The 25,829-nt window shown below is 67.4% G+C and carries 25 protein-coding genes and 4 tRNA genes; 24 read left to right on the forward strand and 5 right to left on the reverse strand.

Annotated features, from left to right (window positions below):
• Window positions 1-26: 26 nt before the first annotated feature.
• Window positions 27-902: a zinc metalloprotease HtpX gene (gene htpX, locus BLT68_RS05130; protein WP_050695236.1), complete on the forward strand. Its 876-nt coding sequence runs from the start codon at window positions 27-29 to the stop codon at window positions 900-902.
• A gap of 197 nt (window positions 903-1,099) precedes the next feature.
• On the opposite strand, the gene BLT68_RS05135 is transcribed toward htpX, so the two are convergent.
• Window positions 1,100-1,603 (reverse strand): YajQ family cyclic di-GMP-binding protein, encoded by a 504-nt coding sequence (locus BLT68_RS05135; RefSeq protein ID WP_070779142.1) that lies wholly within the window; start codon window positions 1,601-1,603, stop codon window positions 1,100-1,102.
• Between the two features lie 100 nt (window positions 1,604-1,703).
• Between BLT68_RS05135 and BLT68_RS05140 the strand changes: the two genes are divergently transcribed.
• From BLT68_RS05140 to BLT68_RS09105, 5 genes are all read left to right on the forward strand, one after another.
• Window positions 1,704-1,785 (forward strand) — tRNA-Tyr (locus tag BLT68_RS05140).
• Window positions 1,786-1,880: 95 nt separating this feature from the next.
• A tRNA-Thr gene (locus BLT68_RS05145) sits at window positions 1,881-1,953 on the forward strand.
• Between the two features lie 27 nt (window positions 1,954-1,980).
• Window positions 1,981-2,054, forward strand: a tRNA-Met gene (locus BLT68_RS05150).
• A gap of 56 nt (window positions 2,055-2,110) precedes the next feature.
• Window positions 2,111-2,281, forward strand: coding sequence for a 50S ribosomal protein L33 (gene rpmG / locus BLT68_RS05155; RefSeq protein WP_006680816.1), 171 nt, complete (start codon window positions 2,111-2,113; stop codon window positions 2,279-2,281).
• A 91-nt stretch (window positions 2,282-2,372) separates the two neighbouring features.
• Window positions 2,373-3,395 carry a sialidase family protein gene (locus BLT68_RS09105; RefSeq protein WP_074633175.1) on the forward strand — a complete coding sequence of 341 codons (1,023 nt, stop codon included), beginning with the start codon at window positions 2,373-2,375 and terminating at the stop codon, window positions 3,393-3,395.
• Between the two features lie 18 nt (window positions 3,396-3,413).
• On the opposite strand, the gene BLT68_RS05165 is transcribed toward BLT68_RS09105, so the two are convergent.
• Window positions 3,414-4,073: a FadR/GntR family transcriptional regulator gene (locus BLT68_RS05165; protein WP_074633176.1), complete on the reverse strand. Its 660-nt coding sequence runs from the start codon at window positions 4,071-4,073 to the stop codon at window positions 3,414-3,416.
• Between the two features lie 172 nt (window positions 4,074-4,245).
• Here BLT68_RS05165 and BLT68_RS05170 point away from each other — a divergent pair, with 172 nt between their 5' ends.
• The 9 genes from BLT68_RS05170 to BLT68_RS05210 all read left to right on the forward strand — a co-directional run bounded on the left by BLT68_RS05170 (window position 4,246) and on the right by BLT68_RS05210 (window position 14,815).
• Window positions 4,246-5,808 carry an ABC transporter substrate-binding protein gene (locus BLT68_RS05170; RefSeq protein ID WP_050695233.1) on the forward strand — a complete coding sequence of 521 codons (1,563 nt, stop codon included), beginning with the start codon at window positions 4,246-4,248 and terminating at the stop codon, window positions 5,806-5,808.
• A gap of 118 nt (window positions 5,809-5,926) precedes the next feature.
• Window positions 5,927-6,883: an ABC transporter permease gene (locus BLT68_RS05175; protein WP_050695232.1), complete on the forward strand. Its 957-nt coding sequence runs from the start codon at window positions 5,927-5,929 to the stop codon at window positions 6,881-6,883.
• 3 nt (window positions 6,884-6,886) lie between these two features.
• Window positions 6,887-8,932: a dipeptide/oligopeptide/nickel ABC transporter permease/ATP-binding protein gene (locus BLT68_RS05180; protein ID WP_074633178.1), complete on the forward strand. Its 2,046-nt coding sequence runs from the start codon at window positions 6,887-6,889 to the stop codon at window positions 8,930-8,932.
• Entirely contained in the window at window positions 8,929-9,747 is an 819-nt protein-coding gene (locus tag BLT68_RS05185; RefSeq protein WP_050695230.1) for an ABC transporter ATP-binding protein, read from the forward strand. Before BLT68_RS05180 ends, BLT68_RS05185 begins: the two co-directional genes overlap by 4 nt.
• On the forward strand, window positions 9,747-10,664 hold the full coding sequence (locus BLT68_RS05190; protein WP_050695229.1) for a dihydrodipicolinate synthase family protein: 918 nt from the start codon (window positions 9,747-9,749) through the stop codon (window positions 10,662-10,664). Before BLT68_RS05185 ends, BLT68_RS05190 begins: the two co-directional genes overlap by 1 nt.
• A gap of 105 nt (window positions 10,665-10,769) precedes the next feature.
• The gene (locus BLT68_RS05195; RefSeq protein ID WP_050695228.1) at window positions 10,770-11,690 is read left to right on the forward strand and encodes an ROK family protein; all 921 of its coding nucleotides are present in this window, start codon (window positions 10,770-10,772) and stop codon (window positions 11,688-11,690) included.
• A 9-nt stretch (window positions 11,691-11,699) separates the two neighbouring features.
• A complete protein-coding gene (locus BLT68_RS05200; RefSeq protein ID WP_074633179.1) occupies window positions 11,700-12,374 on the forward strand; it encodes an N-acetylmannosamine-6-phosphate 2-epimerase in 675 nt (224 codons plus the stop codon).
• Window positions 12,375-12,465: 91 nt separating this feature from the next.
• A complete protein-coding gene (locus BLT68_RS05205) occupies window positions 12,466-13,716 on the forward strand; it encodes an MFS transporter (protein ID WP_074633181.1) in 1,251 nt (416 codons plus the stop codon).
• A 10-nt stretch (window positions 13,717-13,726) separates the two neighbouring features.
• A complete protein-coding gene (locus BLT68_RS05210; protein WP_074633182.1) occupies window positions 13,727-14,815 on the forward strand; it encodes a UDP-N-acetylmuramate dehydrogenase in 1,089 nt (362 codons plus the stop codon).
• A gap of 258 nt (window positions 14,816-15,073) precedes the next feature.
• On the opposite strand, the gene BLT68_RS05215 is transcribed toward BLT68_RS05210, so the two are convergent.
• Genes BLT68_RS05215 through BLT68_RS05225 form a run of 3 tightly spaced genes read right to left on the reverse strand, consistent with a single transcriptional unit; the run spans window position 15,074 to window position 18,174 of the window.
• Window positions 15,074-16,156, reverse strand: a complete 1,083-nt coding sequence (locus BLT68_RS05215) for an adenosine deaminase (RefSeq protein WP_074633184.1) — start codon at window positions 16,154-16,156, stop codon at window positions 15,074-15,076.
• Between the two features lie 3 nt (window positions 16,157-16,159).
• On the reverse strand, window positions 16,160-16,969 hold the full coding sequence (locus BLT68_RS05220; RefSeq protein WP_074633185.1) for an alpha/beta hydrolase: 810 nt from the start codon (window positions 16,967-16,969) through the stop codon (window positions 16,160-16,162).
• Window positions 16,969-18,174, reverse strand: coding sequence for a pyridoxal phosphate-dependent aminotransferase (locus BLT68_RS05225; RefSeq protein WP_074633187.1), 1,206 nt, complete (start codon window positions 18,172-18,174; stop codon window positions 16,969-16,971). Before BLT68_RS05225 ends, BLT68_RS05220 begins: the two co-directional genes overlap by 1 nt.
• Before the next feature lie 181 nt (window positions 18,175-18,355).
• Between BLT68_RS05225 and BLT68_RS05230 the strand changes: the two genes are divergently transcribed.
• From BLT68_RS05230 to BLT68_RS05270, 9 genes are all read left to right on the forward strand, one after another.
• Window positions 18,356-18,428 (forward strand) — tRNA-Trp (locus tag BLT68_RS05230).
• A 33-nt stretch (window positions 18,429-18,461) separates the two neighbouring features.
• Entirely contained in the window at window positions 18,462-18,758 is a 297-nt protein-coding gene (gene secE / locus BLT68_RS05235) for a preprotein translocase subunit SecE (RefSeq protein ID WP_070779135.1), read from the forward strand.
• A gap of 77 nt (window positions 18,759-18,835) precedes the next feature.
• Window positions 18,836-19,642 (forward strand): transcription termination/antitermination protein NusG, encoded by an 807-nt coding sequence (gene nusG / locus BLT68_RS05240; protein WP_074633188.1) that lies wholly within the window; start codon window positions 18,836-18,838, stop codon window positions 19,640-19,642.
• 160 nt (window positions 19,643-19,802) lie between these two features.
• Window positions 19,803-20,234 carry a 50S ribosomal protein L11 gene (gene rplK, locus BLT68_RS05245; protein ID WP_050695219.1) on the forward strand — a complete coding sequence of 144 codons (432 nt, stop codon included), beginning with the start codon at window positions 19,803-19,805 and terminating at the stop codon, window positions 20,232-20,234.
• Between the two features lie 67 nt (window positions 20,235-20,301).
• Complete coding sequence (rplA, locus tag BLT68_RS05250; RefSeq protein ID WP_050695218.1) at window positions 20,302-21,009, forward strand: 50S ribosomal protein L1; 708 nt, start codon at window positions 20,302-20,304, stop codon at window positions 21,007-21,009.
• Between the two features lie 179 nt (window positions 21,010-21,188).
• Complete coding sequence (locus BLT68_RS05255) at window positions 21,189-21,788, forward strand: MptD family putative ECF transporter S component (protein WP_074633190.1); 600 nt, start codon at window positions 21,189-21,191, stop codon at window positions 21,786-21,788.
• Entirely contained in the window at window positions 21,781-22,557 is a 777-nt protein-coding gene (locus BLT68_RS05260) for an energy-coupling factor transporter transmembrane component T family protein (RefSeq protein ID WP_074633191.1), read from the forward strand. The genes BLT68_RS05255 and BLT68_RS05260 overlap by 8 nt, the downstream gene beginning before the upstream one ends.
• On the forward strand, window positions 22,554-24,014 hold the full coding sequence (locus BLT68_RS05265; protein WP_074633193.1) for an ABC transporter ATP-binding protein: 1,461 nt from the start codon (window positions 22,554-22,556) through the stop codon (window positions 24,012-24,014). The genes BLT68_RS05260 and BLT68_RS05265 overlap by 4 nt, the downstream gene beginning before the upstream one ends.
• Window positions 24,011-25,828 carry an ABC transporter ATP-binding protein gene (locus tag BLT68_RS05270; RefSeq protein WP_074633194.1) on the forward strand — a complete coding sequence of 606 codons (1,818 nt, stop codon included), beginning with the start codon at window positions 24,011-24,013 and terminating at the stop codon, window positions 25,826-25,828. The genes BLT68_RS05265 and BLT68_RS05270 overlap by 4 nt, the downstream gene beginning before the upstream one ends.
• The last annotated feature ends 1 nt before the right edge of the window (window position 25,829 follow it).

Here is a 25,829-nt window from a genome sequence, read left to right on the forward strand (position 1 = left end):
TAGGTAGCCTTCGTAAAATCCCGTGCATGGTGCACAGGAACTACCACAATGGCCTCAAGACGACGCTCTTGCTGGGAGGAATGTGGGCGTTGCTGCTGGGCCTGGGGGCACTGGTCGCCTCGGGTACGGGTCGCGCCGTGTGGATTTTAGTGTTTGCCGGTATCGGGCTGGCTCAGACCGCCTATTCCTACTGGAACTCGGCGGCCATCGCGCTGCGGTCTATGGGCGCCTATCAGGTGAGCGAATCGGAGCAGCCGGAGCTCTATCGGATCGTTCGCGAGCTGTCGGAACGGGCGGGGGAACCGATGCCGTCGATCTGGGTGGCGCCCTCGCCGACGCCGAATGCCTTTGCGACTGGGCGCAATCCGAATAACGCGGCGGTGTGCTGCACGGAGGGAATCCTGGCGATCCTGTGCGAAAGGGAGCTGCGGGGGGTCCTGGGCCACGAGCTGATGCACATCTACAACCGGGACATCCTGACGACCTCGGTGGCCGCGGCGATGGGTGGCGTCGTCATCGCTATCGCCCAGTTCCTGCTGTTCTTCGGCGGGGGCGTACGCCGCGAGGGCGGGGGAGTGGGCTTCCTGGGGCTGCTCGCGTTGAGCCTTTTGGCTCCCATCGCCTCGACCCTGATCCGGTTCTCGCTGTCGCGCACGCGCGAGTTCGATGCTGACGAGGACGGGGCGATGCTCACGCAGGATCCCCTGGCGCTGGCCTCGGCGCTGCGCAAGCTGGAAACGGCGACGGATCGCCGGCCGATGGAGGATACGCCGCGCACGAGACACGTCGCCGCGATGATGATCGCCAACCCCTTCCGGGGGTCATCGCTCAGGCGGGTGCTGTCGACGCATCCGCCGATGGAGGAACGCATCGCGCGTCTGGAGGAAATCGCGGGCTACTGACGCGTCTTCGTCTGCCCGGCTTCCTCGTCGTGCTGGTGCATTTCCTGGTTTCCGGTCGCCGCGGGGCCTGCCGCCCGCGAGCCTGCTCAACCGAGCTGCGCCCGGTGCGTCGTCTCGAAGCCCGGCCAGGCCCCGCAGACCCCGCGGCGGCCTCCCATCAGGACTTTGCGCGCGCCCGCCCTCATTGATGCCCGGGATCAGCGGTAGTTGACGAACTGGAGGGCGACGTCCAGCTCCTCGCCCCTGGGGCCCTTAAGCAGGGCGATGACGGCCTGCAGGTCGTCGCGCGACTTGGAGGAGACGCGCAACTCATCGCCCTGGATCTGAGCCTTGACCCCCTTGGGCCCCTCCTCGCGGATGAGCTTGGCGATCTTTTTGGCTGTCTCCTGCGGTATTCCCTCCTTGAGGGGGCAGACGAGCTTGTAGAGCTTGCCCGATGCTTTGGGCTCGCGGTCCTTATAATCCAAGACCTTCAGGGAAAGCCCGCGGCGGATGAGCTTGGACTGGAGCACGTCCAGGATCGCAAGCACACGGGACGCCGAGTTCGCCTCCATAGCGATCGTGTCCCCGCTGAGGACGATGGCGGCGTCGACGCCGCGGAAGTCGTAGCGGTTGGCGATCTCCTTGGCGGTTTGGTTAACGGCGTTATCGACCTCTTGGCGGTCGAGCTTGGAGACGACATCGAAGGAAGAATCGGCCATGAGAAGGCACCTTTCATTGACATTTCGCCCATCGTTGTTCCGATTGGCGCTCGGCGTCATTTTAGTGCTATTCTTTCACGGCACCGCGAGAGCGGCGCGCGGCAGGTTACCAAAGCGGCCAAATGGATCTGACTGTAAATCAGACGCTTCGTGCTTCGGGGGTTCGAATCCCTCACCTGCCACAGGCTCGCTGGTTTCAGCGAGTAACGTCTGTGATGTCATTCTCAGGCTTCGGGATTGCTTCGGTGCTCGGAGTTGGGATAGGCTTTCCGGCGTTGCCCCGATAGCTCAGTAGGCAGAGCGTCTCCATGGTAAGGAGAAGGTCAAGGGTTCGATTCCCTTTCGGGGCTCCGGTTGCGGATTCATCCGCTTCCGGCGGCGGGGTAGCTCAGCTGGTCAGAGCGCACGACTCATAATCGTGAGGTCGCGGGTTCGAGCCCCGCCCCCGCTACCGAATCTTTAATCGGACAGGTCGCACGGCGACGAAACTAAGCGAGGGAAACAACCGTGGCAAGCAAGTCTCAGGACGTTCGCCCCAAGATCACTCTGGCCTGCTCGGAGTGCAAGGAGCGCAACTACATCACCAAGAAGAACCGTCGTAACACGCCGGATCGTCTCGAGCTGGCAAAGTACTGCCCGCGCTGCCGCAAGTCGACGGCGCACCGCGAGACTCGCTGACGGCTTTTCGCCTGTAAGGCCCCGAGGAACCTGGGTTCCCCGGGGTGCTTTGTATGTGCGCCGTGCCACTGTGGCTTATCCTGGTCGGGTGATGGCGCGTGTTGAACCGGAACAGATCATTGCTCCGCTGGGTGCGGGGGAGGCGCGCATTCCCGCGCTCGTTGCACTGGGGGATGGAAGGACGGTCCTGTTCTACGACGAACGGCCGGCCCCGGCCTGCGGTGCGGGATCCGATTTTAACGGGCTGACCATGGCCTCGGACCTGCCGAATCCGAACCGGATCCGGTGGGTGGAACGGCAGGCGGCGGGCCGTTGGTCTGCTCCCCGCCCGCTGCCTGCGGGGTGCCCTCCGGTATCGTCGGACGCCTGCGTGGGCGTCGATGGGGGCGGGTGGATGCACCTGGCCTTCGCGTCAACGCGGGGGTGCGTCGGCTATATGGATTCGCGCGCAGCCGGCGAGCGCCTGCGCGCCTGGTGGGCGTGGGGGAGCATCCCCGAGGAACTGACCTACGAGGACGTCACGGACCGGCTGTATGAGGAGACGGGCGCGGATGGGCTCTTCGCCGCCTCGGGAGGAACCGTCAGCTTCGGCGGCGCCGTGGCGCTGCCCTACGTCGTGCGGACGGGGGACCTGACCCGCGTGTGCGTCGTGTTCGCGCGCGGCGGTGAGCTGGCGTGGGTGTCGGAGCCCCTGGAGGGGCCGCAGGGGGTCTTGCTGGACGAGACGACGGTGAGCGTGTGGGATGGGCGCCTCGTGGCAAATTGCCGGATTCAGGGCTTCGAGGGGCGCGGGGCGGGTGCGCGCTACCTCGCGTGGGGCGACGGGCGCCGCTGGGATGGTGGGCGCATGTGGGAGCTGGAGGACCCGGGGTGTAACGCGCGCCACATCGTAGACCTGTTTGTGCACCCGCATTCGCGTGGTGCGCGCGCGGGTGGAGCCGTCCTGCGGCTGACGCCCCCGTGGGAGGGCGAGGTGCGTGCCCGCCCGGTCGCCTCCCTCGGCGAAGGCGGGTTCGGTTACAGCGACGTCGCCGTGGGGGTGGGCCAGGCCGTGGTGGTGTTCGAGCGGGACCGTGGCCTGTGGGAGGCGGCGGTCCCGCTTCCCGGCGCGTGAGCGTTTCTCCCCGAGCCCTCAGCGTCCCTCGATGATGGCCAGCAGGGGCGCGTAGTGCGCGTCAACGGCGGCGGCGTAGGCTGCCGGATCTCCTGCTTCGCAGGCGCGCAGGATCGCGGCGTGGGCGTCGGCGGCGTCCTCCATCTCCTGGCGCGACGCCGCGGCCAGCTGGGGGGTGACGCTCTGGTGGACCAGCCACATGGCGGCCACCAGCTGGTGCATGAGGGCGTTGTCCAGGTATGCGAGCAGCCCGGAGTGGAAGGCGATGTCCTGGTCCAGGTAGGTGGCGCCCTCCCGTGCGCGCGTGGCCATCGCGTCCACGAGTTCCCACAGTCGCGGGTTTGTGGTTCCCGTCATAGCGCGCGTGAGCGGCAGCGCGATCCCCAGGTCGAGGGCGTGCCGGGTCTCGACGATCGAATGCAGGGATTCGACCCCGTTGATTTCGTCCAGGGCGGCGCGCAACACCAGGGTCTCAACCAGTGGCTGCATGGACATGTCGCCCACGTAGGAGCCCGAGCCCTGGCGGACGGTCACGATGTCGAGCGCCTGGAGGCGACGCAGCGCCTCGCGCACGGAGGAACGAGACACGCCCAGGTCGGCGCACAGCGCCGATTCGGTCGGGAGACGGTCGCCGGATCGCAGTCCGTGGCGCAGGATGTAGGACTTGATCGCGTCCATCGTTACCGAGGATCGCGTGTCGATTGGTGCTGGTCCTGTGCGATTCTGTTCGGATGTGTGAGGCAATTGCGTCGTTATCGCTTGCACAGATTTGTCTGACAACATACGATGAGTATAGCGAGCGGAACAAAAGAACCGCACGTCCCAATTCTCGAAGATGAGGAGCGAGAACATGCGAATGCATAAACACTTCGCAACTGGCGCTGCGCTGACCGCAGCCGCCGCCATGATCCTGACCGCGTGCGGCGGATCGCCCACCTCGAACGGCTCCGGCGGCAACGCTTCCGGCGGGCCGAAGGGGACCGTTACGGCCGGTGTCGCCTACGAGACCACCGACTATGGGCCGATCACCACCTCGGCTCTTGGCATGGGTGCGAACTGGCAGGTCCTCGAGGGCCTGTACCGCTTCAACATGGCCGACTATTCCGTCAGCCCCGCGCTGGCCGGCGGTGACCCCGTGAAGGTCTCCGACACCGAGTACGAGGTCACCTTGCGCGACGGCGCGAAGTTCTCCGACGGCTCCAATGTGACCGCCGCTGACGTCGTTAGCTCCTACGAGCGCGCCACGTCCGAGAAGTCCATCTACCGTCAGTTCTTCACCTTCGTTGACTCCGTGAGCGCGAAGGACGACAAGACGGTCTCTATCAAGCTGAAGCACCCCTTCGCCAATCTGAAGGAGCGTTTCGTCAACGTTCGCGTGGTTCCCTCCTCCATGGACGAGGACGCCCTGAAGGCAAAGCCGATCGGCTCGGGCCCGTACAAGTACGACACGATCACGGCCACCGAGATCACCGCCGTTCCCAACGAGAACTACACGGGTAACGAGCCCGCGAAGGTCGCCACCCTGAAGTGGCAGGCCCTCAAGGATGACTCCGCCCGTCTGGCCGCCGCTATCGGCGGCACGGTTGACCTCATGGAGGCCGTCCCCGCCTCCGCTCAGGATCAGCTCAAGGGCGCCGGCTGGAACGTCGACTCCAAGCCCGGCTACGGCAACCCCTTCATGATGTTCAACACGCGCAAGGCTCCCTTCGACAAGCCCGAGGTGCGCCGCGCTTTCCTCAAGGCCATCGACAGGCAGAAGCTGATCAACTCCGCGCTGGAAGGCCAGGCCGTCGAGGCGACCTCCTTCCTGCCCGAGGCGAACCCCGCCTACAAGAAGCCTTCGACCGACCTGTCCTACAACAAGGATGCCGCCACCAAGCTCCTGAGCGACGCCGGCGTGTCCGGGCTGGAGATCAACCTCGTGACGACGGACCACCCGTGGGTCCTGGCCCTGGTTCCCCAGATCAAGTCCGACCTGGAGGCGCTGGGCGTGAAGGTCAACCACACGCAGATGGCGTCCTCCGACCTGTACTCCAACGTCACCGACGTGGATTCCCCCACCTACGACGTCGTGCTGGCCCCCGGTGACCCCTCGGTCTTCGGCGTGGACCCCGGCATCATCATCTCCTGGTGGAACGGCGACAACGTGTGGACCAAGAAGCGTGACGGCTGGCAGGAGTCGGATCCCGAATCCTTCAAGAAGCTCCAGTCCATCATGGACGAGGCCGTTCAGCTTGACGGCGACGCCGCCAAGGCCAAGTGGGGTGAGGCTCAGGACTTGCTGGCCGAACAGGGCGTCCTGTACCCCCTTGTCTTCCGCAACATGATCACCGGCTCCAACCCAAAGAAGGTGGACGGATTCCAGGCGATTTCCTCCACCGGCCTGCAGCTGCTCGGTGTGAGCGCAAAGTAAGGCCCGCAGGGGCCGGATAGGACGGAGGGGTGGAACGCCCACCCATGAGGCAGACGCCACAGTGGGGCGCCACCCCTCCGTTCTCTTTGCCAAAAACCACTGAAATGGAGGTCTAGCAGTGAATAACCTTCTGCGTCTCATCGGACGACGACTGGTGGCCCTGCCGATCATGGTGGTCGGCGTGTCCTTCCTCGTCTTCTTCATCATGTCCCTGTCTCCCATCGATCCGGCCTACTCGGCCCTGGGCGAGACGGCGACCCCCGAAGCCCTCGAAGAGTACCGCGCGCAGCACGGTCTCAAGGATCCCTTCTTTGTCCAGTACGGCCGCTACCTGTGGAACATGCTCCACGGCGACCTCGGCACCTACGGTGTCGGAACGTCCAACCACGTCAGCGACCTCGTGGGCCAGGCCCTGCCTATCACCCTGCAGCTGACCTTCCTGGGCCTGCTCTTTGCGGTCCTCCTGTCCTTCCCCCTCGGCGTGCTCGCCGCCCTGTACCGGGACCGCTGGCCCGACCAGGTCATCCGCGTCCTGTCGGTCATCGGCATCGGCACCCCCTCCTTCTGGCTGGCTGCCTTGCTGGTCCTCGTCTTCAACCAATCCGTTCTACCTGTCTCGGGTTCCGTTCCCGCCCTCTCCGTAGACCCCGGGGGATGGTTCCTGCGCATGCTGCTTCCGGCCATCGCCCTGGCGGTTCCCGTGGTTGGTCAGATGACCCGAGTCGTGCGAACCTCCATGGTCGAGGAACTGGACCGCGACTACGTGCGTACCGCGGTGGGCGGCGGCATCCCGAAGCGAATCGTCGTGGCGCGCAACGTTCTGCGTAACGCGCTCATCACCCCTGTCACCGTCCTCGGCCTGCGCATCGGGTACCTGATGGGCGGCGCGGTCGTCATTGAAATCATCTTCGCCATTGATGGAATGGGCAAGGCGGTCCTGCTCAAGGGCATTCAAGAGAACTGGGTGACCCTGGTGCAGGGCGGCGCGCTCGTCGTCGCGATCGCCTTCATCGTCGTCAACATCATCGTTGACATGCTCTACCTGCTCATCAATCCGCGTATTAGGTCGGTGTGAGGCATGAACCAGAAAGAAAAGCTCGCTAAGGTCACCGCGAAGGGGGCGCGTTTCTCGCGCATCGGCGCGATGTCCCTGGGGTCCAAGATCGCGATAGCCATCCTGGCGCTCGTCATCCTGATCTCGATCCTGTCGCCCCTCATCTCCCCCTACGGCCCCGATGAAATCCACGACAAGTGGCTGGCGCCCTCGGGCGAACACCTCTTCGGCACCGACCACGTGGGCCGCGACATTTTGGCACGCGTCCTGTACGGAGGCCGCTTCTCCCTGCTGATCGGTCTGTGCTCGACCCTCATCGCCCTATTCTTCGGGGCGATCGTCGGTTCGGTCGCGGCGGTCGTCCGCAAGAGCCTGTCCGAGACGATCATGCGCGTCATGGACATCATCATGGCGGTGCCCGGCATCGCGATGGCCGCCGTCTTCGTGCTGGTGTTCGGCCGTACGCTGTCCAAGTCGGGCAACACGGTGGCCCTGGTGTTCGTCATCATCTGCTCGGTCGCCTTCGTCTATATTCCGCAGCTGTCCCGTGTCGTTCGTGCGAACGTCATAGCCGCCTACGGCGAAGACTACGTGCGCGCGGTGATCGTGTCCGGCGCCCGCGCCCCGTGGATCCTGATCAAACACGTCATGCGCAACACGGCCGCCCCCGTCCTGGTCTTCGCCACGGTGCTGGTCGCCGACGCGATCATCCTCGAGGCGTCCCTGACCTTCATCGGGTCGGGCCTCCAGGCGACCACGGTGGCCACGTGGGGCAACGTCTTGTCCGAGGCCTCGTCGAACCTGTCGGTTCTGCTGGGCAAGTGGTGGACCGCGTTCTTCCCGGGCCTGTTCGTCATGATCACCGTCCTGTGCCTGAACATCCTGTCCGAGGGCATCACGGACGCGATGGTGGCCGCCCCCTCGTCGGGGGCCGTCGCCCAGGTCGATAAGGATTCCGACCGCGAGGCCGACAAGCTCCTGCTCGACCCGCGCCGCGCGTACGCCGAGCAGGCCGATTCCCTGCAGGCCCGCCTGGATGACTTGGAGGCCGTCGAAAGCAAGCGCACCGACCGTTTCGAAGGGTCCTTCGAGGATGTGCCGCTGCTGGAGGTCAAGGACCTGTGCATCCAGTTCGACCGCCACGGCGACGTCAACGTCGTCGATCACGTCTCCTTCAAGGTGCGTCCGGGCGAAACCATGGGCCTCGTCGGCGAGTCCGGCTGCGGCAAGTCGATCACCGCCCTGACCATCATGGGATTGATCGACCCGAAGGCCAAGATCACCGGCAAGATCCTGTACCAGGGTGAGAACCTGCTGTCCAAGTCCATCGAGGAGCGCCGCGCGCTGCTGGGCCACGAGATGGCGATGATCTACCAGGATGCGCTGTCGTCCCTGAACCCCGCGATGCTGATCAAGGCGCAGATGAAGCAGCTGACCAGCAGGGGAGGTACGCGCAGCGCCGAGGAGCTCCTTGAGCTGGTGGGCCTGGATCCCTCGCGCACCCTCGAGTCCTACCCGCACGAGCTCTCCGGAGGCCAGCGCCAGCGCGTGCTCATCGCAATGGCCCTGACCCGCGATCCGAAGCTCATCATCGCGGACGAGCCAACCACCGCGCTGGACGTGACCGTCCAGAAGCAGGTCATCGCCCTGCTCAACGAGCTGCGCGAAAAGCTGGGCTTCGCCATGATCTTCGTGTCCCACGACCTGGCGCTGGTCGCCGAGGTCGCGCACCACATCACCGTCATGTACGCCGGCCAGGTCATCGAGCAGGCCCCCACGAAGGAACTGCTCACCCACCCGACCCACGAGTACACGCGCGGCCTGCTGGGCGCCGTCCTCTCGATCGAGTCCGGCTCCGGGCGACTCCACCAGGTCCCCGGCACGGTGCCCTCGCCCCGCGACTTCCCGGCGGGCGACCGGTTCGCCCCCAGGTCCTCGCACCCCGACTACGGCTTGGATATCCGCCCGGTTCTCACCGCCGTGGGCCCCGAGCACGTGTACGCGGCCCTGCCGCCCCGCGACGACGAAGACGCCGCGCCAGAAACGAACGGTCAGGAGGAAACCCGATGAGCGCCGACACCCCGATCATCGAACTGAAGGACGTCGAGGTGACCTTCACCTCGCGTACCGGCTCCCTGTTCAAGCCCAATAGGGTGCACGCGGTGCGCGGCGTCAACATGCGCATCGAGCGCGGGCAGACGCTCGGCATCGTCGGCGAATCCGGTTGCGGAAAATCCACGACCGCGAACGTCATGTGCGGCCTGCAGATGCCATCGAAGGGCCAGGTGTTCTTTGGTGGCGAGGAGATCACGAAGCGCAACGCGGACGCGCGCAGGCGCGTCGGCCGCGTCGTCTCCGTGGTCTTCCAGGACCCGGCGACCGCGCTGAATCCCCGCATGCACGTGCAGGATCAGCTCGCCGACCCGCTGCGTGTGCACGGGATCGGCGACGAGGCCTCGCGGACAAAACGTGTGCGCGAACTGATCTCGCTGGTCGGTCTGCCCTCAAGCGCGCTCGACGCGCTGCCCGGCCAGCTTTCGGGCGGCCAGCGCCAGCGCGTGGCGATCGCCCGCGCCCTGTCCATCGGCCCCGACGCGATCATCGCGGACGAGCCCACGAGCGCGCTCGACGTGTCGGTGCGCGCGCAAATCCTGAACCTGCTGACGGACCTGAAGAAGGACCTGGGCCTGGCGATGGTGTTTATCTCGCACGACATCCAGACGGTTCGCTACGTGTCGGACCGGATCGCCGTCATGAACGGCGGAAAGGTCGTGGAGGAGGGGCCGGCCGCGCAGCTGCTGGCCGCCCCGAAGGATCCCTACACTCGCAAGCTGCTGGGCGCCGCGCCCTCGCTGCTTCACCCCACCCTCGAAGGAGAGAACTGATGACTTCGCAGATTCGTGGCGTTATCCCGCCGCTGGCTATCCCGCTGAAGGACGGTGAACTGGACGTTGCCTCGCTGGAGCGTCACATCAACCGCCTCATCGCGGCTGGCCTTCACGGCCTGTTCGTGTCGGGGTCCACGGGTGAGGTTGCCTTCTCCACCACCGAGCGCCGCGCCCAGATCCAGCGCGAGGTCGTGCGCATCGTCGACGGACGCGTCCCGCTGCTGGTCGGCGTGATCGACACGGAGACCGAGCGCGTCCTCGACAACATCAGGGCCGTGGAAGCCGTCGGTGGCGCCGCGGGCGTCGTGGCCACCGCCCCGTTCTACGCCCTCGGTGGCGAAACGGAGATCGAGCGGCACTTGAGGATTCTGGCAGAGAGCACGGACCTGGAGCTGTGGGCATACGACATCCCCGTGTGCGTGCACACGAAGCTGTCTCCCGACCTGCTGCTGCGCCTGGGCCGCGACGGAGTGCTCGCCGGCGTCAAGGACTCCTCCGGCGACGACGTTTCCTTCCGCTGGCTGGCCCGCGCGAACGAGGCCGCCGGTCGCCCGCTGCGTCTGCTCACCGGCCACGAGGTCGTCGTTGACGGCGCCTACATGTCCGGCGCCGACGGCTCTGTTCCCGGCCTGGCCAACGTGGACCCCGAGGGCTACGTGCGCCAGTGGCAGGCCTACGAGCGGCGCGACTGGGAGGCCGTGCGCACCGAACAGGATCGCCTGGCGGACCTCATGCGCATCGTCCAGGTGAAGGGCGTCCAGGGCTTCGGCGCTGGCGTCGGCGCCTTCAAGACCGCCCTGCATCTCCTGGGCGTCTTCGATTCTTCCGAGATGCCGCGTCCCGTTGGCGCCCTTGAGGGCGACAACGTCGAGCACGTCGCTTCCGTGCTGCGCACGGTCGGGCTGCTCTCCTGATCGTCGACGAGGCCGGGGCCCTCCGTTCCGCATCCGCCGCGCCCTCGGGCGCGCGCCTCGGCCTCGTCGATCCCCTCTCTCACCCCATTTTTCGTAAGGAACCCCATGACTTCGCTCCTTGCCCTGGACATTGGCGGCACCAAGGTCGGCTGGGGCATCGTTGAGGCCCGGGACACCCCTGAGGTCACCGAGCGCGGGTCGATCCCGACCGAGGCGATGCGAGGCGGGGCCGACGTGGCCGAGCGTGTTTGCGCCCTCGCGCGCTCCCTGGTGACCTCCCATCCGGAAGCCTCGGGGATCGCCGTCGCCAGTGCGGGCGTCGTCGACCCGGCCACGGGCACGATCGTCTCCGCGACCGGCACCATGCCCGGGTGGGGCGGAACCGCCCTCGGAGCGCAGCTGAAGGCGGCCACCGGCCTTAACGCGCGCGTCCTGAACGACGTGCACGCGCACGGGCTCGGCGAGGCGACGCTGGGAGCCGGCCGCCCCTACCGCTCGGTCCTGTCCATCGCGGTGGGTACCGGCATCGGCGGGGCGTTTGTCGAAGATGGCCGCGTCGCCTTCGGTGCTCGCGGCATCGCCGGGCACGTGGGCCACATTCACCACCACTACGCGCCCGACATGGCGTGCTCGTGCGGCAGGTTCGGGCACATCGAATCATTCTGCTCCGGCTCGGGGATCACCGCCTGGTACGACTCGCTGCGCACCTCCGCCGACCCCGAGGCCGACGGCGGGCGCGCCCTGCAGGACCTGGCCGAATCCGGCAACGCCCTGGCCGCCGCGTGCTTCGCCCGCTCCGCCTATGCGCTCGGCGAGGCCACGGCCTCGCTCGTCAACTGCACGGACCCAGCGGCCGTCATCCTCTCCGGGTCGATGACCCGATCCGGGGACATGTGGTGGGACGGCCTGCGCGAGGGCTTCGCGGCCAGCGCGATGACGCCCGTCGCCGACACCCCCCTCCTGGTTGGTTCCCTCGGCGGCGACGCGCCGCTGCTCGGGGCCGTTTCGTTCTTCCTTCACCCATAGGAGAAAACCATGCATCCGCTCATTGCTGGCCTGTCCGGTAAGCTCATCGTCTCCGTCCAGGCCTACCTGGGCGAGCCCATGCGCCATCCCGAGACCATGGCGCAGATCGCCCGCGCGGCCGAGATCGGCGGTGCCGCCGCGATCCGCTGCCAGGGCCTGTCCGACATTTCCGCCATCAAGGGCCGCGTTGACGTGCCCGTCATCGGATTGTGGAAGGAGGGCCACGAGGGCGTCTACATCACACCCTCGCTGCGCCACGCCCGCGCCTGCGTCATGGCCGGATCCGACATCGTCGCCCTGGACGCGACGGGTCGCCCCCGCCTGGACGGCCTGACCTTTGACCAGACCACCCGCGCCCTGCACGAGGACGGCACCCTGGTCATGGCGGACTGCGGATCCTTCGAGGATGCCAAGCGCGCCGCCCATGCCGGTGTGGACATTATTTCCACGACCCTGGCCGGCTACACGGGGGAGCGCGCCAAGACCGACGGCCCCGACATAGAGCTTCTGGCCGAGGTCGTCGCCGCCTTCCCGGGCGTGCCCGTCATCTGCGAGGGCCGCGTTCACACGCCCGAGCAGGCCGCCGCGGCCATCGGTGCCGGTGCCTTCGCCGTCATCGTGGGCACCGCGATCACGCACCCCACGTCGATCACGACCTGGTTCAAGGCGGCCGTGGAAGGCTGAGCGTCAGGATTGGCGCGGCGCGCGGGCGGGGTGACGAACACCCGCCCGCGCGCCGCTTTACTGGGGAAGCCAAGGGCGTATATTACCCAGCATGCCCATCTCCTTTGCTCGCGCCCGCGCCGCCCTGCGCGCGACCTGCGCGGTCTACGTCTGCCTCGGTTTTGGCACCTCGGCCTGGCTGTCCCGTCTGCCGGACGTGCGCGATGACCTGGGGCTCACGCCCGCCACGATCGGCACGATGCTGCTGATCGCCTCCCTCGGCTCCCTCATCACCCTGCCGACCTCCGGTCCGATCGTCACCCGGATCGGCGCGCGCGCATCGGGGCGCGTCGGCGTGGGGGTCTGGGCCGTCGGGATCGTTAGCGCCGGCGTGGGGGCGCTCCTCGGCCTGCTCCCGCTGGCGACCTTCGGCCTCGTGCTGCTGGCCGCGGGTAACGGGCTGTGGGGAGCGACCATGAACATTGAGGCGGGACTGGTCCAGGCGGCCGTGAGGCGCACCGTGGTGCCCATCATCCAGGCCATGTACGCGGTGGGCATGCTGACCGGCGCGCTCGTCGGCTCCCTCGCCTCGCACCTGGGGCTGCCCCTCGGCGCTCACCTCTTTGGCCTCGCCGCCCTCGAACTGGTCGCCTGCGGTGTCGCCGTCGGCTTCTACCTGACGAAGGAGGAGGTCACCTCCCTGGCGCCCGCCCCGGATACCGGCGGGGCCAAGGTGGGGTCGGCCTCGCCGAAGACGGAGGCGAAGGGCCTGACCCGCCTGGCGTGGCGGGAGCGGCAGACCGTGTTGATCGCGCTCATGGTGATGAGCGCCGGGCTCATGGAGGGCGCGGCGAACGATTGGCTGAACCTGTCCATGGTGGACGGATACGGCTTTTCGACCGCGGGGGCCTCCGCCGCCTTCGCCTTCTTCCTCCTCATGATGACGATCGTCCGCTTCGCGTCCCCGCGCCTTCAGGCGCGCCTGGGGTCGCCCACGCTGCTGCGTCTGACGTTCTTCGGGGCGGTCATCGGCCTGCTCCTCGTCGCATTCGCGCCCCATCACGCGCTGGCCGTTACCGGCATCGCCCTGTGGGGGATCGGCGCGTCCCTGGGCTTTCCCCTGGGTATTTCCGCCCTCAGCGTGGATCCCGTGATGACGCCCGCGCGCGTCAGCGTCCTGTCCACCGTGAACTACGGGGCATCGCTGATCGGTCCGCCCCTGCTGGGGCTCATCGCCGACCACATCGGCTACCATCGGGCCCTGGCCTTCGTCGCCATCCCCGTCGCGGTCGCGATCGGCCTGGCCGGGCAGGTGCCGGACCGGCGCGGCACCAGGCGCACGGACCTCGCGTTTGGCGGCTAGGCTTGAGGGCATGACGACCCTCGCTGACCTGACGACCCTGCGCGTGGGCGGACCCATCGCCCGCCACGTGACCGTGACCTCCGCCGACGAATTGGTCGGCGCAGTGTCCGCCGCCGACGCCGCGGGCACCCCGCTCCTGGTCGTGGGCGGCGGGTCGAACCTGCTGGCCAGTGACGCGCCCTTCGAGGGCACGGTCATCGACGTGCAGCCCGCAGGAGAGGTCGCGGCCGTCGTGCGCGAGGCCTCGAACGGCACCGCCGTCGTTCGCGTCGGCGCGGGCACCGTCTGGGACGAGTTCGTGTCCTGGACTCTCTCTCACGGCCTTTCCGGCGTCGAGGCGCTGTCCGGCATCCCCGGGACCGTCGGTGCCTCTCCCGTTCAGAACGTGGGCGCCTACGGCCACGAGGTCTCCGAAACCATCGAGAGCGTTGCGGCCTACGACCGCTGGAACGGCCTCGTCGTGCGCCTGCTGCCCTCCGACCTCGGCTTCGCCTACCGCTCATCCGCGATCAAGCGCAGCATCGGCGAGCCCGGCGTGGGCGGCCGCCCGTGGGGGCCGACCGGGCGCTGGGTCGTCCTGTCCGTCGACTTTCGTCTTGTGCGCTCGGAACTGAGTGCCCCCGTCATGTACTCGGAGCTGGCCAGGCGCCTGGGCGTCCGGGTGGGGGAGCGCGCCGAGGCCGACCTGGTTCGCTCCACCGTCCTGGAGCTGCGCCGAGGCAAGGGCATGGTCCTGGACGCCGGCGACCACGACACGTGGAGCGCGGGGTCCTTCTTCACGAACCCGATCATGCCCGCCGACGCGGCAGCCTCACTGCCCGCCAACGCGCCTCGCTTCGGGGCCGGGGAGGGAATGGTTAAGACCAGCGCCGCCTGGCTCATCGACCACGCGGGCTGCGCTCGCGGCTTCCATCTGCCCGAGGCCGGGGACCCGCCGCGCGCCTCCCTGTCCACCAAGCACGTCCTGGCGCTGACGAACCGGGGCGGCGCCACCGCCGCCGATATCGAGGCACTGGCCCGCGCCGTGCGCCAGCGCGTGCGCTCCGCTTATGGCATCACCCTGGTGCCCGAGCCGGTCACGGTCGGCATTGACTGGTAGGTTGCGGCGTTCGCCATCGATCTGACAGGAGTGAGTCGTCGTGAACGAGGCCGGGCTGAGCGCGTGGAACCTCGGTTGGGAAGCCGGTGAGTTTGCTCGAGTATGAGGCAATGTCCGCCAACTTGAAGAGCGATACCTCGCGGGTGGGTGATAGTCCGCGGCGCGCAGGAGAGCCGGTGCATCTTTTCGCCGGAGTGCACGCATGCACTATTCGTTTGTGACGCCAGCGTGCTACCCCGAACGAGTTCCGCTCCTGGCCTATTCCCCCGGCAGGGCCGCCAGCCACGCGTCGATGCCCACCTTCCAGGCCGCCTTGCGCGACGGGGAAGCCAGGGACGCGTCGATCGACGAACGCGCCAGGGCGGCTAGGGCCTCGTCGCTCATCCCAAAGACATCGCGCGCGACCTCGTACTGGGCGACCAAGCGCGACCGGAACAGGAGCGGGTCGTCTGCCGCCAGGGCGATCGTGGCGCCCGCGTCGATGAGGGTGGGCAGCGGCACGTGGGAAAAGTCCGTGAACACTCCCAGGTGCACGTTCGACGTGGGGCACACCTCCAGGGCAATGCCCGCATCGACGACCGCCCGCAGCAGGTCCGGGTCCTCGCTGGTGCGAACGCCGTGCCCGATGCGCGCCGGCGCCAAGGAGGCCACGACCTCGCGCACCGACGCGGGCCCCAGGAGCTCACCACCGTGGGGCACACCCACCAGGCCCGCGCGCCGGGCGATTCGAAAAGCCGGGGCGAACGAGTCCGTGGAACCGACGCGCTCATCGTTGGACAGCCCGAATCCGACGACGTCGCCGGGGCCGTCGCCCGCGAAGGAAGCCGCCAGGCGCGCCAGTGTGCGCGCGTCCAAGGGGTGCTTCATGCGGGAGGCCGCGACGATTACCCCGATATCGACGCCCGTGTCGGCGGAGGCTAAGCGGGCCTCGTCGATGATGATCTCGAGGGCCGGCGTGATACCGCCGACGTAGGGCGCGTAGCTGGTGGGGTCGGCCTGGATCTCCATGCGGACGCTGCCCTCGGCGGCATCGTCCTCGGCGGCCTCACGGATGAGGCGACGCATCGCATCCTCGGACCGCACCAGGTGACGCGCGGAATCGTAGGCGCGCTGAAACCGGAACCACCCGCGCCCGTCGGCCGGCATGGAAGCGGCATCGACGTGCAAAAGGTGAGGGGGCAAACGCACGCGCTGGGACGCGGCCATGTTGATCATCGTCGAGGGGCGCATGGCCCCCGTGAAATGCAGGTGCAGGTGCGCCTTCGGCAGCGTGGCGAGGTCCCGCCTGCCCTTTGGGGTGGGACGCGGGGCGGTCAGGTCGGCAACCGCGGGCGTAGCCACGGCTCAGTGCTCCCCGAGCCAGATGATGATGTCGCGGATCAGGCCGGGTCCCTCGGGTTCGTTCAGCAGCTCATGGTAGGCGCCGTCCACGACGCGCAGGTGGATGTCCGCGCCGGGGTTGGCGGCTCGCGCGCCCCGCACCAGGTCTCGCGAGCCCCGCAGATCCGCCATGAGGTCATGCGAGCCATGCATGACCAGGGTCGGCGTGCGCAGGCGGGCGGCGTGGCGCAGCACCTCGTCGCCCTGGAGGATCATGGTCACGCCCGTCAGGATTGGGACGCCCCCCACATAGTTGAGGGGATCCGCGTCGAAAGCGCGCTGCACCTCGGGGTTGCGAGACAGCGGAGAGACCCCCATGTCGGAGGCCCCCTTCGTGACGACGAGGCCGGGGCACAGCCGCGCCAGGGGCGCCAGCATGCGGGCCTGAGAGGGGGCGACGCGGGGGAGGGGGCGCAGGGCCGGCGCGGATAGGACGATGCCGCGCAGCCGCGTCGGATCCAGGATCGCCCCGGCGGCCGCGATGAGTCCGCCCATCGAATGCCCGAACAGGAACAGGTCGGGGGTGCGCGCGTGGGCCAGGGCCTGTCCTCGGGCGACCCCGAAGTCGCGGATGAGCGCGCCGACGTCCACGCGGCCGCGGTCCCCGCCGGATGTGCCGTGGCCGGCGTGGTCAAAGGAAGCGATGTCGTAACCGGCGCGGGTGAGCGCGGAACGCAGGCGGGCGTAGCGCCCGCAGTGTTCTGCGTACCCGTGGGAGAGGAGGACGGTGCCCCGGGGGGAATCCTCGGCAGTTCGTTCGAACGAGACGTGCATCAGGCGAAGAGCTCCTGCACGCGAGTGATGCCTGCGACCAGGTCCTCGTCAGCCAGGGCGTAGGAAAAGCGCAGGAACCCGGAGCGGCCGAATGCCTCCCCGGGGACGGCTGCGACCTCAACCTCGTCGAGGATCAGGTCCGCGAGCTCGCCGGAGGTGCGGGCGACGCGGCCGCGAATCTTTCGGCCCAGCAGGCCCTCGACGTTGGGATAGGCGTAGAACGCGCCCGTGGGTGTGGGAACGGTAAAGCCGTCGATCCGGCGCAGCATGTCGACGATGGTGCGGCGGCGGCGGTCGAAGGCGGCCCTCATCTGATGCACCGCGTCAAGGGAACCGGACACGGCGGCGCGCGCGGCCTCCTGCGCGACGTTGTTGACGTTGGACGTGAGGTGCGACTGGAAGGACAGGGCCGCCTTGATCACGTCGGAGGGGCCGATCATCCAGCCGACGCGCCACCCCGTCATCGCGTAGGTCTTGGCGACACCGTTCAGGATGACGGCCTGGTCGGCCAGCTCGGGCACGAGCGCGACGATGTGTGCCGTCTGTGCGTCCTCGTACAGCAGGTGTTCGTAGATTTCGTCGGAAATAACCCAGATGCCGTGATCTAGCGCCCACTGTCCGATCACGGTGAGCTCCGCGGGCGTGTAGACGCTGCCCGTGGGGTTCGAAGGCGAACACATCAGGAGGACCTTGGTGCGCGGCGTGCGCGCCTCCTCCAGCTGCTCGACGGTGACCTTGTAGTCGGCGTCTGCGCCGGCGAACACCTCGACGGGGGTGGCGCCCGCGAGCTTGATCACCTCGGGATATGTGGTCCAGTAGGGGGCGGGCAGGATCGCCTCGTCTCCGGGGCCCAGCAGCGCGGCGAAGGCCTGGAAGACCGCCTGCTTGCCGCCGTTGGTGACAACGATGTCGGCGGGACAGACCTCGTAGCCGGAATCGCGCAGGGTCTTATCGGCGATGGCCTCGCGCAGCGCGGGCAGGCCGGCTGCGGGCGTATAGCGGTGCATCGCGGGATCGTGCGCCGCCCTCACGGCGGCCTCGACGATGTAGTCGGGGGTGGCGAAGTCCGGTTCACCCGCGCCGAAGCCGATAACGGGACGGCCGGCAGCCTTGAGGGCCTTCGCCTTCGCGTCGACGGCCAGGGTGGCCGACGGGGTGATGGCGTTGAAACGATCAGAGACTCGGGTGCGTGGAGATGTGCTCACCCTTTAATGGTCCCACGTCGTGAGCCCGTGTGGCGTTGAGCGCAGGCGGCGTGTGCGTGGTCTACCTCTCATCTGCGAGGCCGGGGCCAGGTTTTCGCGGCTCGCGACATGACGGGATCCTTCTCCGTTGGACAAAGCGGCGACCCATACACTAGTGTTCGTCAAGCAGGTTTTTCTGCGTAGGGCAGTGGCGCAATTGGTAGCGCACCGGTCTCCAAAACCGGCGGTTGTGGGTTCGAGTCCCGCCTGCCCTGCGAATAGGCTGATATTTTCGCAGGAGGATTCCAATGGCCGCAAGTGAAGCCTCGGACGTCGAATCCTCGCGCCGAGACCGCACGAAAAACGAGGCGACCCCAAAGCGCGGGGAAGCCGCTCGTGAAAAAACGAAGCGCCCCGGTTTTTTCGGTCGCATCTGGCTTTTCTTCAAGCAGGTTATCGACGAAATGAAGAAGGTCACCTATCCGACGGGATCCGAGACCTGGACGTACTTCACGGTCGTCGTTGTGTTTGTTACCGCAATCATGATTTTCGCTGGTCTCCTCGACTTCGGATTCGGTAAGCTGAGTGCATTGATCTTCGGCTGAGACCGACGAACCCGCCCGCAGGATACTGCAGGCGGGTTTCTTTCACGGTCCGGCCCCATTCTCAGGAGGGAAACACCGTGAACGACGACAAGTACACCGAGGACCCCGCCGACCTGGCCGCCCAGGAAACGGCGGAGGAAGTGCCCCAGGAAGCGGTCGAGCCAGAGGGTGCCGATTCGAGGGACGCAGAGGCGGTGGTCGACGGCCAGGCCTCGGAATCCTTAGCGGAGACTGCCGAACAGGCCCAGGAAGCCTCCCAGGGGGAGGCGTCGACGGAAGAGGAAGCGGTGGCCGAGCTGCGCCGCAAGCTCTACACGTCCCCCGGCGACTGGTATGTCATCCACACCTACTCCGGGCACGAGCGCAAGGTGAAGGCAAACCTCGAGCAGCGCATCGCCACGCAGAACATGGAGGATTACATCTTCGCCGTTGAGGTTCCGGACGAGTACGTCATGGAGTACCGTGGCACCGCGAAGAAGCGCGTGCGCCACGTGCGCATCCCCGGGTATGCGATCGTCTGCATGGACTTTAACGAGGCTTCCTACCGAGTCGTCAAGGAAACCCCCGCCGTCACCGGCTTCGTGGGCGATCAGCACAACCCCGTTCCGCTGTCCATCGACGAGGTCGTCATGCTCCTGACGCCCAACGTCTTGGAGGAGGCCGCCGAGGCCGCCAAGGATCAGCCCGCTCCCGTGCAGGCCGTTCAGACCCAGTTCGAGGTCGGCGAGATCGTCACCGTCATCGACGGGCCTTTCGAGACCATGTCGGCCACGATCGCCGAGATCATGCCCGAGACGCACAAGCTCAAGGTCCTGGTCACCATCTTCGAGCGCGAGACGCCGCTCGAGCTCGGCTTCGATCAGGTGGACAAGCTCGATCAGTGACATCGTGCACCCGGACTTGGGATCAAGCCCGGAATCGCGTTATGATTCACTTTTGTGTGCGTAGGGCGGGGTGTGCCCGCTGAAAACCAGCGGGATGCCGCCCCTGCGCCGCCCTGACCGACGTCCGTCGGCCAGAACTTCAGCAGAAAGACCCGCATTCATGGCACCGAAGAAGAAGGTCACCGGCCTGATCAAGCTTCAGATCGCAGCCGGCGCCGCCACCCCCGCTCCGCCTGTCGGCCCCGCGCTGGGCCAGCACGGCGTGAACATCGTCGAGTTCACCAAGGCGTACAACGCGGCCACCGAGTCTCAGCGTGGGAACATCGTCCCCGTCGAGATCACCGTCTACGAGGATCGTTCCTTCACGTTCGTCCTCAAGACGCCGCCCGCCGCCGAGCTCATCAAGAAGGCCGCTGGCATCCAGAAGGGTTCCGGCACGCCCAACACCGTCAAGGTTGGTTCGATCACCATGGACCAGGCCCGCGAGATCGGCCAGTCTAAGATGGCCGACCTCAACGCCAACGACGTCGAGGCCGCCGCCAAGATCGTCGCCGGTACCGCCCGCTCCATGGGCATCACCGTCGAAGGCTGACACCAACCGACCCCCGTGGTAGGGCAGGCGCTGCCCGACACCCACGACTGCAAGGAGAAGAAGCAGAATGACCAAGCGCTCCAAGAGCTACCGCGCAGCCGCCGAGAAGGTCCACGCGGACGTGCTGTACACCCCCTTCGAGGCCATGAAGCTGGCCAAGGAGACCACCGTCACCAAGTTCGATTCGACCGTTGAGGTCGTTTTCCGACTGGGTGTCGATCCCCGCCAGGCGGACCAGATGGTCCGTGGCACCGTTTCCCTGCCGCACGGCACCGGCAAGACCGCCCGGGTCTTGGTCTTTGCCGCTGGTCCGCGCGCGCAGGACGCCATCGACGCGGGCGCCGACGAGGTCGGCGGCGACGAGCTCATCGAGAAGGTTGCCAAGGGCTACACCGACTTCGATGTCGCCGTCGCCACGCCCGACCTGATGGGTAAGGTTGGCCGCCTGGGCCGCGTCCTCGGCCCCCGTGGCCTCATGCCGAACCCCAAGACGGGCACCGTGACCATGGACGTCGCGAAGGCTATCAAGGAGATCAAGGGTGGTCGCATCGAGTTCCGCGTCGATAAGCACGCCAACCTGGCGTTCATCGTCGGCAAGGCCTCTTTTACGGCCGAGCAGCTGACCGAAAACTACGCCGCCGTCCTGGACGAGGTTCTGCGCATGAAGCCGACCTCCTCCAAGGGCCGCTACCTGATCAAGGGCGCCGTCGCCACGACGATGGGCCCCGGCATCCCCCTGGATGTCACCAAGGTCAAGGACCTGCTGGACAAGTAAGCCCAACTCGCTGGCGAAGCGATTCGGGTCCCCGTGCGGCGTTGCTGCACGGGGACCCGCTCTTTACGCAAGCGGCCCGAGACGTGAGCAAATCGTAGGTCGTAGGTCACGCTTTATGTAGTCCTTATAGGGTACCCTTACCTTGATTCCAGTTACCTTATGCTCGCGAAAGGCTGCTCATGTCTCAGGTCGCTGGCTCGGGCGTCACCAAGGCGCGCTCAGTCGTCACCATCGGCGCATTCACCGCCGTTTACTTCGTTCTCCTGTGGTGCTCGGGAATGCTCGGCTTCTTCGGTCCGGCGTTCATGTTCGTCGGCGGTGTGGTGGGCTTACTGCTCAACGCTTCGGTTGTCATGCTCATGCTGGTGCGCTCGCGCATGTTCGGGACCCTCACGATCATGGGGGGCATCGTCGCCTTCCTGATGGTCCTCACCGGCCATGCGTGGGTCACCCTGCCGGTTGCCCTCGTTCTCGGTTTCCTGGGCGACCTCATCGCCCGCAGCGGAGGGTATGTGTCGGCGTCTCGCAACATCGCGGCATACATGCTGTTCTCACTGTGGGGAATCGCTCCGCTTGCGCCCATATTCTTCAGTCCCAACGCCTACTTCGCCGACATCGCCACGTCGATGGGACAAGACTACGCCGACGGTATGCGTGCGCTCTTTAGCCCCACCGTGATCTGCGTGTGGGCCGTCGTCTCGCTAATTGTTGCGTGCGTCGGTGGCCTCATCGGTCGCTTCCTGCTGCGCAAACACTTCGCAAAGGCCGGGGTTGCCTGAGATCGTGATCGCCGATGCCACCCCCGGTGAATCGTTGAGCAGGCTAGATCCGCGTACGAAACTCCTCGCTCTGCTCGTATTCAACGCGCTCGTCATGCGCTCTGGTCCCGTCACGACTCTCCTCGCAGTGCAGATTCTCGCCGTGGCCGCGCTCGCGTGGGAGGTCAGCAGCAGGTCCGCGCTGCGTGTGGTCGCCAGCTGCCTTGCATTCGACGCGATCAGCCTGGGGTCCCCTGCCCTGCTCGCCTGGGTGCAGTCGGCTTCCTGGCCTCGGGGCGTGGCGCTCACGATCGGCACCTTCTCCGCCATCGCCTACTGGTTCGCGCGCTTTGGCGCGGGCCTCGGCCTGGCCCTCTACGTGTACCACACGACGCGGATCGGCCAGATGAAGGCTGCGCTGCGAGCCGCCCACCTGCCGCGCCCCTTCGTCGACGCCCTCGTCGTTGCCTTCCGCGTGATCCCCGCCGTCGGCGCCGAGGCCTCTGCCATCCGCGACGCGATGGAGATGCGCGGGGTCGACCTGGGGCTGCGCGGCGTGCTCCGCCACCCGATCGTGATAGCCGAGCGCTTCCTCGTTCCCCTGCTGTCCTCCATCGCGCGCGTCGCCGACGACCTGGCGGCCGCCAGCGTGATCCGAGGCCTGGGCGGTCCCACGCGCCCAACATCCCTGACCCGGTTGCGCGCCACGGCGTGGGACGGCCTCGCCCTGTCTCTCGTGGGCGCCGCCTTGGCGCTTGAGATCCTCTGCTACCGAGGGGTGCTCCCGTGATCGACGTCGAATCCCTATCCTTTTCCTACGTGAGCGAGCTGACCGGCAGTCGCGTCGACGCCCTGACCGGCGTGGATCTGTCGGCCAGGCCGGGGTCCCTCACGCTCGTGTGCGGAGCGTCGGGGTGCGGAAAGTCGACGCTCGTCAAGGCCCTGACCGGGCTGGTTCCCCAGATGAGCCCCGGCGAGATCGGCGGAACGGTGAGGGTGAGTGGGCGAGACCTCGCCGAGGTACCCCTGACCGAGGTCGGATACCTGTGCTCCGCGGTGTTCCAAAACCCGCGCACCCAGTTCTTTAGCGAGACGGTATCCGAGGAACTGGCCTTTTGCGGCGAAAACTACGGTCGCGATCCCGCCCGCCTGCGCGAGGACGGCCAGCGCGCCGCGACCCTCATGGGCATCACACACCTGATGGGCCGCAAGCTCGCCACCCTCTCCGGCGGGCAGCTCCAAAAGGTCGCCCTCGCCTGCGCACTCGCCTCCGGCGCACCCATCCTGCTGGCGGACGAGCCGACCTCGAACCTGGACGGACGCGCCATTGCCGACGTCACAGAGGCGCTCGGAATCCTGAAGAAGCAGGGGATGACGATCGTCGTCGTCGAACACAGGCTCCACTTCCTGCGCGGCCTGGCCGACCAGGTCCTCCTCGTAGAGGGCGGGGCCGTGACGCGCCGCTGGAGCGGGGAAGAGTTCTTTGCGATGGACGAGGAAACGCGGAACTCCCTCGGACTGCGCGCCCTCGTCGACCCGGGGCCACCCCGGGCAGCCATGCCCGGGGTGGCCCCGAGGGCGGAAACCGCGTCGAGGGAGGGGCCGCCCCGCCTCGCGTGCGAGAATCTGAGCTTTTCCTACGGGGGCACCCCCGTCTTTGAGGGGCTCAACGCCGACTTCCCGGCCGGAAGTATCACCTGCATCGCGGGAGCGAACGGTGTCGGCAAAACGACCCTGGTACGCGTGCTGTGCGGGCTGGCGAAACCGAGCGGTGGCACGATCAGCATCGACGGGGTCGCCGCTTCGCGACGGGTGCGGCGCGGCGCGTGCGCGCTGGTCATGCAGGACACCGGTCGCCAGCTCTTCTCCGACACCCTCGCGGGGGAACTCACGATCGGGGCCTCGCAGGCCCATGGAGAGGACGGGGAACGGCTCCTGGCGGACTTCGACCTGGCCAACCTGGGAGACCGCCACCCGCTGAGCCTGTCCGGCGGGCAAAAACAACGCCTCGTCATCGCCGCCGCCCGCGCCACGGGCAGGCCCATCGTCATCCTCGACGAACCCACCTCGGGCGTGGACGCCAGGCACCTGCACTCCATCGTCGACACCCTGCGACGCATCGCCCGCGAAGGAGCCGCCGTCATCGTCGTCACGCACGACGGCGAATTCGCCTCGGCCTGTGCCGACCGACTCATCACACTGACACCGACGGGCGCCGGACGTGCCCGCGAAGGAGGCAGCCAATGAACACCACCGACCACGGAGCGGACGAGCGCGACGCGGGACAAGACTCGTCCCACGCGGACCCCGCGCCCCCCGACTCGCGCGAGGCCCACCGGGCGGGGCAGCGGGCCTTCAAAGAACTCACCGCACCGATCCGCCTGCCCATGACCATCGCACGGGTCCTCGGCGTCGTGTACGGCGCGCTCGCCGTCGTCCCCTACGTGATCCTCGTCCAGCTCGGCGACGTGCTGCTTCGCGCCGCCCATCTGGGGGTCGCCCCCGAGAAGGGCACGGTCATGGACCTGCTCATGTGGCTCACCGGGGCCTTCACAGTGCGCTACGGCGTTTACTTCGTGGCCCTGACCACCACGCACCTCGCGGATGTGCGCTTCGGGCACATCGTGCGCAGTCGAATGGTTAAGGTCCTCGCCTCCGCGCCCCTCGCCTGGTTCACCGCCACGAACTCCGGCGCCGTGCGCAAGGCCATCCAGGATGACACCCACGACGTCCATACCGTCATCGCCCACGCGCCCGTCGAAGCCAGCGCGGCCGTCAGCGCCCCGCTCTCTCTGCTGATCTACTCCTTCATCGTGGACTGGCGGCTCGGGCTGCTGGCGATCGCCACGCTGCCCATCTTCGGCATCATCAACGCGTGGATGATGCGAGATATGGGTGAGAAGACCGCCGAAATGGACCGACACCTCACGCGCGTGTCGGCCACCATGGTTGAATTCGTCTCCGGCATCAGCGTCGTCAAAGCCTTCGGCACGGTCGGGCGCGCGCACCGGCGCTTCACGGACGCCGCCCAGGACTTCGCCCACTTCTACCTCGCCTGGTGCGGTCCCCTCCTGAAGGGGTCCGCGCTGGGCCAGGCCGCGGTCTCACCCTCGCTCATCCTCCTCATCTCCACGGCGGGCGGCACGGCGCTCGCGGCCGCCGGCGTGGTCAGCCCCGTCCAAGTCGTTACCTGCGCGATCATCGCCCTGGTCATCCCGGCCGCGATCGAGGTGCTGGGCGCCACCGCATGGTCCTACCAGATCGCCGGGGCGTCCGCCCTGCGCATCGTTAACCTGCTGTCGGTGCCACCGCTGCCCTCCGGCGGCAACGAGGAGCCGCGGGGGAGCGACATCGACATCGAAGCGGTGTCCTTCTCCTACGGACCCACGCTCGCCCTCGACAACGTGAACCTGTCCGTCCCCGCCGGGAGCATCACCGCCCTCGTCGGCCCCTCCGGATCGGGAAAGTCCACGCTGGCCACGCTGGTCGCGCGCTTCGCCGACCCTGACCGGGGGAGCGTGCGTATCGGCGGCGTTGACGTGCGAGACATCGCCCCGGACGTGCTCTACCGGCACGTCTCCTTCGTCCTGCAGGACCCGCAGCTGCTGGATATCTCCATCCGGGATAACATCGCGCTCGGAGCCGCCGACGTCAGCGACGACGCCGTGTGGGAGGCGGCCGCCGACGCCCGGATCGACGACTATATTCGGTCCCTGCCCAATTCCCTCGACTCGATTGTCGGACGGGACGCCCACCCCTCGGGCGGGCAGGCCCAGCGAATCGCCATCGCCCGGGCACTGCTGGTCGGTGCCCCCGTCCTCGTGCTCGACGAGGCCACCGCGTTCACCGACCCCGAAGCAGAGGCCGACATTCAGCAGGCCCTCACGCGACTCGTCCAAGGAAAGACCGTCCTGGTCATCGCTCACCGCGTAGCCTCGATCATCGGCGTCGACCAGATCGCGATCCTCGAGGGCGGCCGCATCAGCGCGTGCGGCACCCCCGACCAGGTTGCCGACCACCCGTACATGCAGCGCATGAGTACGTCAACGAAAGGACGCTAAC

Origin of the sequence: Schaalia meyeri, assembly GCF_900105015.1 — a bacterium.
Taxonomy (GTDB): domain Bacteria; phylum Actinomycetota; class Actinomycetes; order Actinomycetales; family Actinomycetaceae; genus Pauljensenia; species Pauljensenia meyeri.